Here is a 16,651-nt window from a genome sequence, read left to right as displayed (position 1 = left end):
ATTTACATCCAATTTAAAACAATACTATTTTGGAAATCAGTTCAACAAAAAATCCACGAGTTAAGAATCTTAATTTACTTCAAACAAAAAGCAAAGCCAGAAAGGAACAAGGGCTATTTGTTATTGAGGGCATAAAAGAGCATGAACTACTCTTTAAATCAGACTACCAACTTCATGAAGCTTATATTTGTAATGATATAATTGATAATGAAACTGTTAACTTTGTTAAAGCAAATTTTGATTCAAATAGCATTTTTGAAGTAACCAAAGCTGTATTTGAGAAAATTGCCTATCGAAATACAACCGGCGGCATTGTCTCTACAGCCTATTCAAAAGAGTATAGTTTACAAGATCTGGATAATATTTCTAACCCACTATACCTAGTTGCAGAATCTATCGAAAAGCCAGGTAATATTGGAGCCTTATTAAGGACAGCAGATGCTGCAAAAGTTGATGCATTAATCATCTGTGATCCTAAAACTGATTTTTTCAATCCTAATGTTATAAGAAGTAGTCTGGGATGCGTATTTACAACCAGAATCATTTCATGTACATCTGATGAAGCACAAGAATACTTCAAAAAATCGGAAACAAATGTATATTGTGCTGCCCTGACTGCTAGTGAACGATATGATAAAATTGATTATCAAAAACCTTCGGCTATTGTCTTTGGTACAGAAAGCACCGGACTAACTGACTCATGGTTAAATATTTCAACTCAAAACATTATCATACCAATGCAAGGGATGATCGATTCACTAAATATTTCTGTATCTGCTGCAATAATCACATTTGAAGCAAAGAGGCAACGAGGATTTAAATAGGTGGTAATGCATCAAACTCATAAACCTGTAGGGCATCACCGAAAACACAATATGCCTTATACTTTTTGTCATTCTCAAAATAAAGTAAAGCAATATCATGGGAGCTTTGAAACGGCCTACCGTTTATAAGATCACCTTTTCTGCTATATAGATAAGACATTTCCTGCACTGCATCAGTAATTATGATAATCTGCTCTGTTGCTGAAAATTGATAGTATTGGAAGTTTAATTTATCAGTTTGTAAAAAATCCTTTTCAAATAATATTTCAAGGTCTTTAGACATAATCCTAACTCTTGTTCCATCAATTGCTGCAATCAGGTAGGTCTTATCAAGTGCATCAGGTATAAGTTCAAATTTAGTATTTGGGCCTATTTTTACTAGTTGTTTTTCTCTTGTGATTTTCCCTTCCAGGTTAAACTCATAAAGTTTTCCTCCGGCAGATATAGTTGCCATTAAAGTCTCTCTAAAGGAAGCTCCTTGTCTGATAAAAAGGCTATTATTAATTTGGTCACTCAATTGAAGCGGGAAATTATCATAATACTCACCCCTCCTGTTTGTAATTTGAACCAGCCCATTCTCAGTAAGATTTACCATTACATCTTTCTTCCTTACCCTTAAATGTTTCATAGGGTCTATCAACCGATGATTAAACGATTTCGGATCCCAACCTTTTAATAATTGTTTTTCATTATTATACAGGTATACATTTCCGGAATAATCTGAATAAGTAATCCGATAGCGTTTCGAATTATCATAATCTATAATATTAGCCGCTTTTATATTTGTTGTAGGCTCTGCAAATAATGGAAAATCGTCAACTTCATTGCCTAACCTGTCTATAATATGAATTCTGGAATCAGTATATAAAAAATATTGAAGTTTATTATTCTGGTAAAAATCGACTTGACTTATCTCTCCTTTTAATTTTTCACCCAGTGAATCTTGCCATAATATTTGACCATCACCATTCACCAGGTATAAAATATTTGAAGTATCCTGAAGTAAAACTTCATTCTCAAATGTATTATGATTTCTTACAACAAATGGTTTAGTTCTAATCGGATTTTTAAACTCCGTTCTCATTAAACCTTCATAGGTTTCTCTCTTTGCTAGTTGAATTTGTCGTGCTTTTTCAATGTTGGCTGCGATATACCATTTATTGTCAAGCTCACTAAAATGCATTGACATCCATTCAAATGATCTCAGAGGAGATGGCGTTTCACCCAGAAGCTTTTTATATTTTTCAGAAGCTACCTGCGGATAAAACTCCCATGCACGATTAAGATTAATCAATTTTGCTACAGTAGCATCTTCAATATACTTGCCAATTCTCGACGCTACTTTCAGGTTTTTACCCCATGTACTTTCTTCCTGCACACTCCTAATCATATTTTTTAATACCGGCACACTTTCAGTAATTATCAGATAGTTATCTAAAACTGAATAATAAAGTGATGAGAATCCTCTAAAATACGGTCCGAAAACTGCTTCAGGAACTTCTTTAATAGTAATTTCCCTTATTTCTATTCCTGCATACTCTTCAACATAAACCGAATCAGACTCTATTGAAGCCTCCGCCATTTTATTCAATATGTTGAGACCTTCTCCAATATCAGATAACTCCTGAATCAAGGCTGTTGTAGTATTCTGGTAATCACCGGTCGGAAGCTTAACCAGTGTTAATTCAGAACCAACAGATTTATACCATTGAGTTACATCAACATTATACTTATTATTAATTACAGATTGCTTTCTTAATTCATCACCCTGAATTTCCCGGAGATAATTCCTTAACTCATTTTGCCATACTACATGATCTGATATTGAAAAAAAAGTTGCTTCAATTGCTTGAATTGGAATATATTGAGGACTTCTGAATTTCTTCCCTTCTTGCTTTCCGTAAATATTGAGGTAACTATCAGGATCTGTCGATTTCAAAGCAAAACCATTCAAGTCTATTGTATTACCTTTAGTTTGAACATCAAGTACTGCCGCTTTAAAGAATGATTTATAACCTAAAAATTCATCTTTAAATTTCAAATCAACTGTCTGTTCCAGAAATTGTTGGAACTGATCTCCATTAATAATTAAATTACCTTCGTCATTAACCGCTCCTCTAATTTTCTCTGCTTCAGAAAACTTTTGATAAAATGATGGTGAAATCCCGGAATAACTCCTTATAGCATCTTCAATTAGTAAATTATTAACAGAAAACAATCCAAACTGCCCTAATTCAACATAGTATATCTTTGGTTTACCTTTAGATGAAAAAGTCTTAATTTCAACACCCTCTACATCATAGGGTTCCTTTCCTAATGAATATCTTTCCAAAAGAGAACCATGGACTTTGTTCAAAACCTTATTTATACCAGATACTTTCTTATCAAAAAGAAACATTGTGCTGACTTCATTCTTTCCGGTTAAATGAACACTGTATGAAACTCCCTTGTTAAACAAATCTGCATCAGGTTGGAAATTTAATGAGGCAACTAACGAATCTTTTAAATCCAGAATTGGATTATCTCCAAAGAAGAATGCATAAAAATCATTTCTTGAATAAATAGAATCCCTATAATCACTAATATCCGGCTCCTCAACTATAGCCATTGTATTACCTGGTATGACATCCCATTTATGAACAGCCTCCTTTTCATAAAAGAAAAAATACAAAACACCTGAAACAATGATCAGTGCAAGCAAAATAAGTAGCAGTCTTTTAAACACAGTGTGGTATTTTAATTTTTTAAATCTTTCGCAAAATAATACTTATTAAAGACCGAAAACAAATCAGGCACAAAAACTTATTCGAATACGAAAAAATTATAATGATAACTGCCAATATTTCATTATTGATATAAAGAATTCAAATAAATTTAATTCTCGAATAAAAATTTGAGCAAAAAAAAACCGCCTGTTGGGGCGGTTTTTATTATTACATTAATGTAATTATTTCACTTTGCTATCTAAAACTTCCATCACTTCTTTAACGTGATCTCTTGAAGTTTCAAGAAGCTTCATTTCTTCTTCGTTAAGATCAAGCTCGATAACTTTCTCAACACCATTTTTACCTAAAATTACAGGAACGCCAAGGTAAACACCATCTATACCATACTCACCTTCAAGTTTGATACAAACAGGGAATACTCTTTTCTGATCTCTAACTATAGCCTCAACCATTTGAGCAGCAGCAGAACCCGGAGCATACCAAGCTGAAGTACCCATAAGTTTAACTAACTCACCACCACCAACTTTTGTACGCTCGATGATTGCGTTTAGTTTATCCTCTTCAATTAATTCTGTTACAGGAATACCTCCAACTGTTGTATATCTAGGAAGTGGAACCATTGTATCACCATGACCACCCATTAATACTGCCTGGATATCTTTAGGAGAAACATTTAATTCCTCTGCAAGGAAAGCTCTGTATCTTGCTGTATCAAGGATACCAGCCATACCCATAACCTTAGTTCTTGGGAATTTTGATGTGATATGCGCCTGATAAGTCATTACATCAAGAGGGTTAGAAACCACAATGATGATAGCATCAGGTGAATGCTTAACAACATTTTCAGTAACCTGCTTAACAATTCCAGCATTAGTTTCTATCAAGTCATCACGACTCATACCTGGTTTTCTTGGAAGACCAGACGTAATAACTACAACATCACTTCCAGCAGTTTTAGCATAATCATTAGTAGAACCTACTGTTCTGGTATCGTATAGGTTTATTGGAGATTTTTGCCAGATATCAAGGGCCTTACCTTCAGCAACACCTTCTTTAATATCCAACAACACTACTTCGTTAGCAATTTCTCTGTAAGCCAATACATCGGCACAAGTTGCACCTACGTTTCCGGCTCCTACTACAGTAACTTTCATATTTGTGTTCGGTTTAAGATAACTTGTCAAATTTTATCGCTGACAAATTTATAAAGAAAGTCTCAGAAATACAGTCTAAATCGAATGAAACAAAAATTTTACTTGTTTTTGTATGCAAGCGACATTGAGAAGAATCCAAAAGATGACTGGTAGGCAAAGAATAAATCTTCCATGAATTTGTTATTCATACCTGAAAGATTCTCCATCATCTTAGCTTTAATTAATGGCTGATTATTAAATATCTCATGGATATTAATTTGTGGAATAGCAAAAATCTCTGCGTTATCAGTCATTACCAGGGCATGATATAACCTTTTCTTATTAATTAAAATAGAGTTTTCGCCAAATGTATCTGAGGCATGAATAACTGCCAGCCTCTCAAATTTACCTTTTAAATCAAGGTTAAGACTCACCTTTCCTGACCTTAAAATATATAATGCATGACTGGGATCGTCTTTAAAAAACACCGCTTCGTTGTGCTTGTATCTTCTCAAAAACATATAAGGAACAAAATTCGAAAGTTCTTCAAGGCTTAACCCTTCAAATAAGGTAAGCTTATTTAGAAACTCATACATTTCGAGTTCCTTTTCTGAATATTTCCTTTTAAATGGATTTTTGATCTTTAACACTTATGTGAAGTATATTTTTAGTTTTTGAAGTTATTTTGAAACGATCGTCTATACGCATTCCTACCACCCACACTATCTCATCGCCTGATTCAACCACCAGAATCTTCTCCTTCAATGATAGCGGAATTTTGGCATCAATCATAAAATCGCTTAATTTTTTTTTGCCTTTCATTCCTAAAGGATTAAACCAATCTCCTTCATGCCAGGACCTGATTACAACATCTCCTTTTAACTTATTCATATCAATTGCTGCAATATTGGGATTCGGGTCAATCTTATAATTTTCCGATAGATGTATTTTAGTTGTAAAAACAAGATCACGCACTAAAGTTTCTCCAGGAACAATCAATCTAGCGTTCTCAACTTTTGAATCCTCAAAGGAATAATCAAGTAGCCAATGATTTCTATCGTGGATTATTCTGACTTCGTTTGATTCAAATATTCTTCCCGACTCTCCGTTTATTGAATAAAAAATATCGTGAATCTGGCTATCATTAAATCCGTTTCGCTTAAAAAAATCTGACAGAAACAACTTATAATCAGGCTGATATGTTACTCTGGAAATTTCAATAGCCTTAAATCCTTTATATTCTCCCAGAGATTTCCTCATGAACTCTTGGTATCCCCTTTCATAAAAGGATTCTAACCTTCTAAAATATTCCATTTGCCCCTTCATCGTATCAATAAAAGAAGGGTTAATCTCTTTAAATGAAGGAATAACTTTGTTTCTCAGGTAATTACGGCTATACTTATTTGTAAAGTTACTGCTATCTTCACGCCACAACAGATTATTCTTTAAAGCGTATTCTTTTAAATCCTGCCTTGTAAATTTCAATAAAGGTCTTAAAATTCGCCCTCTTCTTTCGGGAATACCACGGAGCCCTTTTACACCAGTCCCTTTAATCAAATTAAATAATGATGTTTCGACATTATCATTATGATGGTGGGCAGTTAAAAGGTGGTCATCATTTCCCATAATCTCTTCAAACCACTCATACCTTAACTTTCTGGCAGTAATTTGAGTGCTTTCTCCATTTTCTTCTGCAATTCGTTTCGTGTCAAATGATTTAACCAAACATTTAACACCTAATTCATCTGCTAATTGAAGAACAAACTTCTCATCTTCATCAGATTCTTTTCCTCGCAAATTAAAATTACAATGTAACAATACAGATTTTATACCGGCATGAGCTGTTAAATGAGCTAGAACAGTAGAATCTAACCCACCGCTGCAAGCAACATAGCACACGGCATTATTTTTGAGGGGCAGATCGTAAGATAAGATCTTTATAAAATTAACAGATATACTATCCGATTCCATTGAAATAAAGAGATTCTCTTATATTCGTTGTAATATTGCAAAAAATACTTAATGATGCTTCGTATAAGCCTATTTTTCTTATTGATATCTATAATTGCATTGCCGTCTTTTTCTCAGGAGGAATCCAAAGAAAGGGTCTTGCTGAAAAACGGAGGTGATTATTTTGAATATATTGAGACTGATTCAGCCCGTATTGGAAAGTTCGTTGGCTCACCTCGAAATCAGGTTCAGTTCCACCAAAAAGATACCAGAATCTTTGGAGACAGTGTTTATCAATTCAAAAATGATAACAAAATCATTGTTTTTGGTCATGTAAAAATCTTTGATGGAGACACCATTCGAATATTTTCAAAGAAGGCAACGTATTATGGTAATGAAAAAAGAGCTGAACTTAGAGGGGATGTCAAATTTGAAGATGGAACAAGAAAACTCTATACAGACTATCTGGATTATGTCAGACCGGATAATTTGGCATACTATTTCAATGAAGGAAAGTTAATAGACACTACCAACATACTAACATCTGATAAAGGGTATTACAATACACTTTCAAAGGTAATGAGTTTTAAAAATGATGTAGTTCTTAAAAACCCTGATTACACACTTTATACCGATACATTAATTTACAGTACTGTATCTAAAGTAGCCCGTTCAGAAAGCTTTATGACTCTCGTAGGAAACAAAGGCGATACAGTAAACGCATACAAAGGAGAGTATAGCACAGTGACAGGTCAAACCGTACTTGAAAGAGGAACAATTAGCACTCCTGATTACATTTTAACAGGTGACATTTTAAGGTTTAACGAAAAACAAAGTACTGCTGAAGCCGATCAAAATGTAGTGATGGTGAGCAAAGAAAATGATTTGATTATAACTGGTAAACATGCACGATACTGGGATGAAATTAAAAAAACTTTGATCTATGGTTCGGTAGTGATGAAAAAACCTGTAGACCAAGACACTTTATTAATGAGGTCGGATACACTAATTTCCCTTGAGGGTGGATTACAAAAAGATCGCAGAATACTTGCTTTCAACAACATTAGACTCTATAAATCAGATCTACAAGGACTTGCTGACTCACTTGTTTATTACACATTTGACAGCCTCCTGACCTTCTATAAAGACCCCATTTTGTGGACTGGTGATAATCAAATGACTGCAGATACTATTACAGCCAGAATCACTAATAAGACACTTGACAAAATGTATCTATCAAATAATTCATTTGTAATACAAGAAGATACATTAATGAATTATAATCAAATAAAAGGCAAAGATATAACTGTAGATTTTAAAGAAGGTAAGCTCAATGACGTAAAAGTTAGAGGAAATGGTCAAAGCATCTATTTCAGAGTAAATGAAGAACTTCAATTCGAAGGACTAAACAAGATTGTTTCGTCAGATATCAACATGACCTTTATTGATCAAAAATTAAGAAAACTATCTTTTCTCGGCAAACCAGAAGGGAATTTTATACCATCAAAAGATGTAAACAATTCTCAAACTTCATTGGAAGGCTTTTCGTGGAGAAGTGGGGAAAGACCGGCCAAAATGGACATTTATTCCTCAACCCCAAACAGAGAATTTATTAAAGAAAAGGCTCCAATTAAAAATGATGATGAAAATTCTAATACTATAAACTCCAGAGAACTAAAGGATCGGATTCAGGAAAGAAGATCCAGAGGAAATTAAAAATTTCAATTAAGCCTAATTCGGCAAGATTTTTGAGTCCAACTATTGTGAACGTTAAATTTTTAAAAAAATTGCATTTTTATAAAAAAAAGTTATCCATAAAAATGTTTTAGAGCGTTCAATATATTATATTAAGGTTCAGTAAATGTATCATTAAAAAGTAGGTTTAGGATGCGTATATTTTTTCTTTCGACATTTATCTTTTTCACATTGTTGTGTAATGCTCAGCAATTGGAAATCAATACTGAAGAAAAAATAGCTTTTACTGCCTCTGATTCTGAAAAATCATTCCCAATTACAATTACCGCATCAAAATTTAATAAACCTATTCAAATTGGTGTAGAGATTGAATCTCACAGTATGGATTTTGATGAAGACCTGAAAATTTGCTACAATGGTAGATGCATCAGCGTATTTGAAAAAATACCTGCTTCTTTTCTTGAAATAAAAAATCCATCGGACTTATTAAAAGTTACTGGTAAGTATATCCCTGGTAATGGCGAAAAGGGATTAAGTGATATCACATTACGTTTTTTCAATGTTAATAGCCCAAATGTTTACGTTGAAAAAACAATGACTTTTAATAACAGTAATAATCCTGATGTATTATATGCAGACAGTAAATTATCTGTTGGCAATATCTATCCTAACCCCGTTGTAAACTTTGGTTATCTGAAATACAACCTTAAAGCTCAAAACATTAAGGCTAAAGTATTACTACAAAATGTCTTAGGTAGTACTATAGAAGAAATACCTCTAAGCCCTTATGAAAACACCCTAAAACTTGCCACAGAGGGCTTGAATCCAGGAGTTTACTTTTACACTTTAGTAATTGACGATCAAAATATCGCAACCAAAAAGTTCATCATCCAATAACTTTTAACATCTTTTAGTCGTTTTAACACATTGGTTATTTATTAATTACCATGTATATTTGCACCCTTATGAGGAAATCTTCAATAATTATAGCCTTCTTGGCAATTACTATTACATTATCATCTTGTTCAGAATTTCGCAAGGCTCAGAAATCTGATGACTGGGAATATAAATACCAGACAGCCTTAAAATATTATGAAAAAGGTGATTATTATAAAGCAATCTTCTTATTCGAAGAGGTACAACCATTTGTAAAAGTTCGAAAAGAAGGTGAAGATCTACTTTTCAAATATGCGTACTCATACTATCACTATAAGGATCAGTATATTTATGCAGCCTCATTATTTGAATCTTTTTATACAACTTATGCACGATCTGAAAAAGCTACTGAAGCAAGATTTATGCAGGCATATTGTTTGTATAAACAAAGCCCTCAATATAATCTTGATCAGACATATACAATTGAGGCAATCGACCTAATGCAAAATTTCCTTAACAAATATCCTGAAAGTGAATATGCTCCAAGAGCAGAAGAAATAATCCAGGAGTTAAGAGTTAAGCTTGAAAAGAAAGCGTATGAAAACGCCAAAACATATTATCAATTAAGATATTACAAATCAGCGATGACAGCTCTTGATAATTTCAGACAAGAATATCCTGATTCGAAACATCTTGAAGAAACTGAGTTCTTAAAATTGCAAGCTACTTATAATCATGCTAAATTGAGTATAAGATCAAAGCAGGTTGAACGTTACAAAGAAACTGTTGAAGCTTACGAAAAATTCGTGAGTAAATTCCCTAGCAGTAGCTATTTAAAAGAGGCTGAAAAAATACAAGAGGATGCCTTACAAGAAATTAATAAATTGAAAACACAAAATTCCTGATATATGTCCAGAGCTGAAATTATAACCAGAGACCTAGATAAAATTGCAGAACCAACTGGTAATGTATATAAGTCGATAAATGTTATCGCAAAAAGAGCTCGTCAGATCTCTACTGAGATTAAAGAAGAATTAAATTCTAAACTTGTAGAGTTCGCTAGTAGTGTTGACAATCTTGAAGAAATCTTTGAAAACAGAGAGCAGATTGAGATTTCAAAGTTTTATGAAAGACAGCCAAAGCCTTCTAAAATAGCATTAGAAGAGTTTTTAGAAGATAACGTTTACTGGAGAGATCCTGAAGATCCTCAATTAGATATTTAATGTCTCTAAAAGGGAAAAAAATCATTTTAGGAGTTACCGGAAGCATTGCAGCATATAAAAGTGCATTGCTAACCAGGTTACTTATTAAAGAAGGTGCAGAGGTGAAGATAGTTATGACTCCCTCTGCTTCTTCATTTATTACCCCATTAACACTGGCTACCCTTTCTAAAAACCCTGTGCTTATCAATTTTGAAAAAAATGATGCAGGCGAATGGAATAACCATGTAGAACTTGGATTATGGGGCGATCTATTCATTATTGCTCCGGCAAGTGCTAATACACTTTCAAAGTGTGCTAATGGAATTTGCGACAACCTCCTTATAGCAACTTATCTAAGCTCCAGATGTCCGGTAATGTTTTCTCCGGCAATGGATCTTGACATGTATAAACATCCTAGCACTACAAAAAATTTAGAGACCTTAAAATCTTTTGGAAATATCATTATCCCTGCAGGAACTGGCGAATTAGCAAGTGGTCTTGAAGGAGAAGGCCGTATGGCTGAACCAGAAGAAATTGTAGAAGAGGTAAAAACCTTTTTTAACGACAATCTATTATTAAAGGGTAAAAAGATATTAATTACAGCTGGTCCCACCTACGAAAAAATAGATCCGGTTAGATTTATTGGCAATCACAGTAGTGGCAAAATGGGGTATGCCATAGCAGAAGAATTTGCAAATAGAGGTGCTCAAGTTACTCTGGTTTCAGGACCTGTTAACATAAAGGTAGAGCATAAAAACATAACAGTTACCAGTATTATGACAGCAGTTGAAATGATGGATGCTGTCACAAAAAATGCAGACAATTCAGAAATATTAATATTTGCTGCTGCAGTGGCTGATTACCGCCCCTCCTCTCCTGCTAATCAGAAAATCAAAAAAGAAGATTCGGATCCTCCCAAAATTGAGTTAATACAAAACCCTGATATCGCTTTATCAGCTGGTGCTAACAAAAAAGAAAGTCAATATTCATTAGGTTTCGCCCTTGAAACAGAAAATGAATTGATTAATGCAGAAAAAAAACTTGAAAAGAAGAATTTTAATGCTATTGTTTTAAATTCGTTGAATGATCAAGGTGCTGGTTTTGGTCATAATACCAATAAGATTACTATTATTGGAAAAAATAAGAAACGATCAGAGTTTCCGTTAAAGGATAAGAAACACCTTGCAATAGATATAGTTAATTATGTCATCGATGACTTTTACAAATAGTTTATTAAAAAGTTTTTTTGTTTTACTATTCACCATTCAAATTCAATCTGTTTTTGGGCAAGAACTGAACTGCAGAGTTGTAGTTGATGACCAGCAAATTGAACTGACTGACAAATCGGTATTCAATGACCTGGAACAATCTCTTTCAAGATTTCTTAATGAAACTAAATGGACAAACGATTCATATGAACAATATGAAAGAATCTTTTGTACATTTTTAATTACTATTACAAACAGTCCTTCCATAGGTAATTATAATGCGACTGTTCAGATCCAATCATTCAGGCCTGTATTTAATGCATCTTATGAAACAAGATTATTAAACTTTGGTGACAGGGACTGGAATTTTGCATACACTATTTCTCAGCCTATTATTTTTAATCAGAACTCGTTTACCGATAATCTAAGTTCACTACTGGCATATTATGCATACATGGTAATAGGCTTAGATTATGACTCTTATAGTCCATCAGGAGGGTCTCAATATTTTGAAATTGCAAATAGAATAGTTAACAACGCCTCTCAACAAGGAGGTGGATGGGATCAATTTTCTGACAACAGAAATAGGTACTGGCTTGTTAATAATATGATTAGCCCTCAGTTTTTGCCTTATCGTGAAGCCACTTATCAATATCATAGGCTCGGACTGGATGTATTTGCGGAAAATCCTGATGAAGCAAGAAGAAATATTATTGAAGCTCTAGAAAAAATAAGAGATGTAAATAATGTTAGCCCTAATTCTGTACTCATTACTTCATTTCTGGACTCGAAAAGAGATGAGATAATAAATATTTTTTCTGAAGGAAGCATGGAACAAAGAAGACAAGTCTATAATATTATGCTTAGACTTGAGCCTAGTAAGAGTTCAGATTACACTGAGATCATAAGAAATTAAACTATATTGTTTTTTGATATTTTATTTCAGGATCAATAAGTTATTTTGCAAAAAAGTATCTCTAGTTTATGCTTAAAAGTCTCTTTATACAGAATTACGCTCTAATAAAATCACTCAAAATTTCACCATCTGAATCGTTCAACACGATTACAGGTGAAACAGGTGCCGGTAAATCCATTATCCTTGGAGCGATGGGGCTTTTATTAGGGAAACGAGCCGATACAAAAGCATTATTAGATCCTGAGGTTAAATGTATTGTAGAAGGGATTTTTGATATACAACAGTATGACCTTAAGACTGTCTTTGAAGAAAATGATTTAGACTACGATAAGGAATGTATAATTCGAAGAGAGATTAGTCCATCGGGAAAAAGCAGAGCATTTATAAATGATACACCTACCACATTGGATATTGTGTCTGAAATAGGCTCATACCTGGTAGATGTACATTCACAACATGACACACTCCTGCTTGCTAGTAATGCCTATCAACTACAAATGATTGATCATTACTCAGGTACTTATGACAGTCTTAAAGCATATCAAAATATCTTCAATGAATATAAAAAGACTGTCCGTCAATTAGAGCAAATAGAATCTGATGCTTCTCATCTACAACAAGAAAAAGAATTCAACCAATTCCAATTTGAGGAGCTTGAAAACGCGAGGTTAAAACCTGATGAAAAAGAAGACCTTGAAGAGCGATTGAAGTTATTAGAACATGCGGAAGAAATAAAAATTAAAATCCATGAAGCAATTAATCTTCTGGAAGAAAATGAATTCTCGGTTGAAGATGGATTAAAAAATGCAACAAATTCAATTCAACAAGCTTCAAAATTCTCTTCATCACTCGAAAATCTGGCTACTCGTCTTGAAAGCACCTGGATTGAAATTAAGGATATTTCAGATGAACTAAACAAAAAGGCTGAAGACATAGTATATGACCCTGCCGAAACTGAAAATGTTAGAGCAAGAATTGATCTTATTTATCAATTATTAACCAAACACAGAGTAACAACAATAGAAGAATTAATTTCTGTGAAAAATGATCTGGAAGATAAAATTACCAGATCTGCAAATGTTCAGTTTGATATAGAAGATCTTAAAATTAAGAAAGAAGAACTATATAAAAATTGCCTAAATAAGGCAAAAGAACTGTCTAAAGCTCGAGGTTCTCATTATTCTGACTTCACAAATAAAGTTAACGAATTACTTATCAGGTTAGGTATACCTAATGCAGACCTTAAGATAGAAGTTAATAAAACTGAACTTACTACTGTGGGTATAGACGAAATTTCTCTACACTTCAGTGCTAATAAAGGAGTAGCTCCTCAACTATTGAAAAAGGCTGCTTCAGGAGGTGAATTTTCACGACTTATGTTTGCTATAAAATATATTTTGGCAAACAAAACAGCCATGCCAACTCTAATTTTTGATGAAATAGATACCGGGATTTCTGGTGAAATAGCATTGCAAATGGTTGATATGATGAAAAAAATGTCTGAGCATCATCAATTAATTGCAATATCACACTTACCACAAATTGCTGCAAAAGGAAATAAACACTTCTTTGTATTTAAGGATCATTCTTCCGATATTTCGGAGAGCAAAATTAAGGAAGTCAACGAAGAAGAAAGGGTTACTATCATAGCAGAAATGATTGGTGGTAAAGATCCTTCAGAATCAGCATATAGAAGTGCCAGGGAATTAATAGGCTGATACCTTCTTTTTTATTATATTAGTTCAAAATTTTGATGGTGAAAAGAGTCTTATTTTTTATAACTATCCTTTTCATTAACGGGCTTTTATCGGCTGCGCAAACAGATACTATTTATATTTCATCTCTTGATGAAAAACTGATGGTTGCCGATAAACTTGATTACTTTCAAAGTAAAGAAAAGATTGATCTTCATTTGGAAAACTATATCAAGCAGCCATGGCAGGATGTGGACTCAATATTTCAATCACCTCCTACAGATCTATATACCTATCTTTTAATTTCATTTAGTAATGATACTGATGTTGATAAAGAAGTTGTATTTGATCTTGACGATCCCAGCATATATGAAGTAGAAAGTATATTAATCGACCATAACACAAATGGTGAACAGGAATTTCATACCGGAATATCAATTATTGATAAAAATATTAAGAGTACTGACAATGCCTTTCAATTCATTCTAAAACATGGACATCGATATACTCTCGTTTGCAGAATCGAAACTAAAAATTTCACATCTCTAAATTCTGAATTATACTCTGTCAAGAGATATACAAGAGAGTCTACTGTTCACTTTTTGATTTTCGGAATTTATTATGGAATTGTTTTAGCGATAATCATTTATGCGGTATTGTTTTACCTAAGTTCGGGTTTAAAATGGTTTTTATATTTTTCCATTTCAACTTTCTTCTTTTCAATAATCACCGGAGATTATGACGGTTTTACTGGTTATCTGATCCCCGAAGTTGTTGACCTGTTTAATGGGTACCATGACCTTTTCTGTGGGGGCGTATCAAATATTTTCACGTTACTTTTTGCCAGTTCTTTTCTGGCGATTAATAAGATCAGTAATAATTTTTACAGATTATACTTATTTTTAATTGGATTAAATATCCTAAGCTTTATTCTTTACTTCTTTATTCCTACAGCAGGATTTTATATAGTTATCGTAAATGCTATTGTAGGAACTCCATTAATTGCATTTACAAGCATTTATTACTATAAAAAAGGAGACCGATCACTATTCTTTTTCACACTTGCTTATTTAATATTCACGATTTTCATCTTTATTTCAGCTCTTTACTTATTTAGAGCAATACCTTCGAATAAATTCACCTATTATTCTTTGCACATTGGTTATTTAATTCATCTACTGTTTTTATCAACAGTATTAATAAGCAAGGTTAGAAATTTCAGAAAGGAAGTTGATCAACAAAAAATTATCAATGCTCTTAATGAGCGTAAAATGTACGAAAAATTTAATCTGGAACTAGAAGATACAGTTAGAATCAGAACTGAAGATTTAGCACTTAAAGAGATCAATTTAAGAACCATTCTTGAAAATAATGATATAGGTATATGGCTTACAGATAAAGATTTAAGAATCATAGAATGTAACCATAAGGCTAAAGAATTCTTCTTTCATTCTAATAAATACGAGAATTTTGGTAAGGACAGTAACCTGAGAGATGTTTTAAATAATATCCCTGACCTTTCTTCATGGTTACCCAAGTATAATGAATCACTCCAGGGTAAAGAATTGACATTTGAATATTCATATTTAGCCAAGGATAACATCCGCTTTTTAGAAGTACACTTCTTCCCGATTTTAACAGCAGGCTCTGTTTCCGGAGTAGCTACTTTTATCAATGACATTACAGATCATAAGAATAAAGAAAATGTACTTGAAAGGACAAACAATGAATTAAGTAAGCTCAACAGTGAGCTGGATAAATTCGTTTATGGCGCTTCTCATGATTTAAAAGCTCCATTAGGCAGCTTAAAAGGATTGATTTTCTTATTAAGAAATGAAAGTGAGCAAGAAGTAATTGAAGAATATCTGGATAGAATGGATGGCAGCGTTGAGCGTATGGAAAACTTCATTACTGATCTGGTAAACTTTTCAAGAAATAGCAGAGCAGAGTTAGTAATAGAAAAAATAGATCCTGAAAAGTTGGTAAATGAAATAATTGAAAACCTTAAGTATAACGAAGAATTCAAGAGAGTTAAAATCGAAACAAATTTCAACTTACCATATGATAACTTTTACTCCGATGTAAACAGAATATCGATAATACTTTCAAACTTAATAAGCAATGGTTTAAAATACCATAATAGAGAAGAGTCCGCTCCCTATGTGAAAGTATGTGTAAATGAAACCAAAGATGGTAGCTTATCAATAATTGTAAAAGATAATGGTCTGGGCATTGATGAAATTCACAAGGATAAAATCTTCGAAATGTTTTATAGAGCCCATGAAACTTCAGATGGAACAGGTCTTGGGTTATTTATAGTAAAGGAAACCACAGAAAAGCTGGGAGGTGACCTTTCTCTCAAATCAAAACCCGGAGAAGGATCAGAATTCAAGATCGAATTACCTAACCTCAAGTAAACGTTTTATT

Annotated in this window: 13 protein-coding genes; 9 read left to right on the top strand and 4 right to left on the bottom strand. The window is 33.1% G+C overall.

Going from position 1 to position 16,651, the window contains the following annotated elements:
• Positions 1-29: 29 nt before the first annotated feature.
• Complete coding sequence (locus HH304_RS17390; protein WP_271711677.1) at positions 30-824, top strand: TrmH family RNA methyltransferase; 795 nt, start codon at positions 30-32, stop codon at positions 822-824.
• On the opposite strand, the gene HH304_RS17385 is transcribed toward HH304_RS17390, so the two are convergent.
• The 4 genes from HH304_RS17385 to tilS all read right to left on the bottom strand — a co-directional run bounded on the left by HH304_RS17385 (position 817) and on the right by tilS (position 6,654).
• Positions 817-3,549, bottom strand: a complete 2,733-nt coding sequence (locus HH304_RS17385; RefSeq protein WP_169684540.1) for a hypothetical protein — start codon at positions 3,547-3,549, stop codon at positions 817-819. The two genes, HH304_RS17390 and HH304_RS17385, sit on opposite strands and share 8 nt — an antisense overlap.
• 222 nt (positions 3,550-3,771) lie before the next feature.
• Complete coding sequence (gene mdh, locus HH304_RS17380) at positions 3,772-4,704, bottom strand: malate dehydrogenase (protein WP_169684537.1); 933 nt, start codon at positions 4,702-4,704, stop codon at positions 3,772-3,774.
• A 98-nt stretch (positions 4,705-4,802) separates the two neighbouring features.
• Complete coding sequence (locus tag HH304_RS17375; RefSeq protein WP_333908767.1) at positions 4,803-5,333, bottom strand: cyclic nucleotide-binding domain-containing protein; 531 nt, start codon at positions 5,331-5,333, stop codon at positions 4,803-4,805.
• Positions 5,308-6,654, bottom strand: coding sequence for a tRNA lysidine(34) synthetase TilS (gene tilS, locus HH304_RS17370; RefSeq protein ID WP_169684535.1), 1,347 nt, complete (start codon positions 6,652-6,654; stop codon positions 5,308-5,310). Before tilS ends, HH304_RS17375 begins: the two co-directional genes overlap by 26 nt.
• 51 nt (positions 6,655-6,705) lie before the next feature.
• Here tilS and HH304_RS17365 point away from each other — a divergent pair, with 51 nt between their 5' ends.
• The 8 genes from HH304_RS17365 to HH304_RS17330 all read left to right on the top strand — a co-directional run bounded on the left by HH304_RS17365 (position 6,706) and on the right by HH304_RS17330 (position 16,641).
• The gene (locus HH304_RS17365; RefSeq protein WP_169684527.1) at positions 6,706-8,349 is read left to right on the top strand and encodes an OstA-like protein; all 1,644 of its coding nucleotides are present in this window, start codon (positions 6,706-6,708) and stop codon (positions 8,347-8,349) included.
• A gap of 171 nt (positions 8,350-8,520) precedes the next feature.
• A complete protein-coding gene (locus HH304_RS17360; RefSeq protein WP_169684525.1) occupies positions 8,521-9,225 on the top strand; it encodes a T9SS type A sorting domain-containing protein in 705 nt (234 codons plus the stop codon).
• A gap of 68 nt (positions 9,226-9,293) precedes the next feature.
• Positions 9,294-10,109 (top strand): outer membrane protein assembly factor BamD, encoded by an 816-nt coding sequence (locus HH304_RS17355; RefSeq protein ID WP_169684523.1) that lies wholly within the window; start codon positions 9,294-9,296, stop codon positions 10,107-10,109.
• Between the two features lie 3 nt (positions 10,110-10,112).
• Entirely contained in the window at positions 10,113-10,427 is a 315-nt protein-coding gene (locus HH304_RS17350; RefSeq protein ID WP_169684519.1) for a DNA-directed RNA polymerase subunit omega, read from the top strand.
• Positions 10,427-11,635 carry a bifunctional phosphopantothenoylcysteine decarboxylase/phosphopantothenate--cysteine ligase CoaBC gene (gene coaBC / locus HH304_RS17345; protein ID WP_169684516.1) on the top strand — a complete coding sequence of 403 codons (1,209 nt, stop codon included), beginning with the start codon at positions 10,427-10,429 and terminating at the stop codon, positions 11,633-11,635. The genes HH304_RS17350 and coaBC overlap by 1 nt, the downstream gene beginning before the upstream one ends.
• On the top strand, positions 11,619-12,530 hold the full coding sequence (gene porD / locus HH304_RS17340; protein ID WP_169684513.1) for a type IX secretion system protein PorD: 912 nt from the start codon (positions 11,619-11,621) through the stop codon (positions 12,528-12,530). Before coaBC ends, porD begins: the two co-directional genes overlap by 17 nt.
• A gap of 68 nt (positions 12,531-12,598) precedes the next feature.
• Positions 12,599-14,248, top strand: coding sequence for a DNA repair protein RecN (gene recN / locus HH304_RS17335; protein ID WP_169684510.1), 1,650 nt, complete (start codon positions 12,599-12,601; stop codon positions 14,246-14,248).
• Positions 14,249-14,283: 35 nt separating this feature from the next.
• On the top strand, positions 14,284-16,641 hold the full coding sequence (locus HH304_RS17330) for a 7TM diverse intracellular signaling domain-containing protein (protein WP_169684507.1): 2,358 nt from the start codon (positions 14,284-14,286) through the stop codon (positions 16,639-16,641).
• Positions 16,642-16,651 lie beyond the last annotated feature (10 nt).

Source organism: Marinigracilibium pacificum (genome assembly GCF_012926615.1).
GTDB classification, from domain to species: Bacteria; Bacteroidota; Bacteroidia; order Cytophagales; family Cyclobacteriaceae; genus Mangrovivirga; species Mangrovivirga pacifica.
The sequence above is the reverse complement of the archived record's forward strand: the minus strand, read 5'-3'. Positions and strand labels throughout refer to the sequence as shown.

What these genes read in the sequence shown, in the direction of transcription:
- recN (WP_169684510.1), top strand. Translation starts at nt 12,599, where the DNA reads ATGCTTAAAAGTCTCTTTATACAGAATTACGCTCTAATAAAATCACTC.
- porD (WP_169684513.1), top strand. Translation starts at nt 11,619, where the DNA reads ATGACTTTTACAAATAGTTTATTAAAAAGTTTTTTTGTTTTACTATTC.
- coaBC (WP_169684516.1), top strand. Translation starts at nt 10,427, where the DNA reads ATGTCTCTAAAAGGGAAAAAAATCATTTTAGGAGTTACCGGAAGCATT.
- HH304_RS17365 (WP_169684527.1), top strand. Translation starts at nt 6,706, where the DNA reads ATGATGCTTCGTATAAGCCTATTTTTCTTATTGATATCTATAATTGCA.
- tilS (WP_169684535.1), bottom strand. Translation starts at nt 6,654, where the DNA reads ATGGAATCGGATAGTATATCTGTTAATTTTATAAAGATCTTATCTTAC.
- HH304_RS17330 (WP_169684507.1), top strand. Translation starts at nt 14,284, where the DNA reads ATGGTGAAAAGAGTCTTATTTTTTATAACTATCCTTTTCATTAACGGG.
- HH304_RS17350 (WP_169684519.1), top strand. Translation starts at nt 10,113, where the DNA reads ATGTCCAGAGCTGAAATTATAACCAGAGACCTAGATAAAATTGCAGAA.
- HH304_RS17360 (WP_169684525.1), top strand. Translation starts at nt 8,521, where the DNA reads ATGCGTATATTTTTTCTTTCGACATTTATCTTTTTCACATTGTTGTGT.
- mdh (WP_169684537.1), bottom strand. Translation starts at nt 4,704, where the DNA reads ATGAAAGTTACTGTAGTAGGAGCCGGAAACGTAGGTGCAACTTGTGCC.
- HH304_RS17355 (WP_169684523.1), top strand. Translation starts at nt 9,294, where the DNA reads ATGAGGAAATCTTCAATAATTATAGCCTTCTTGGCAATTACTATTACA.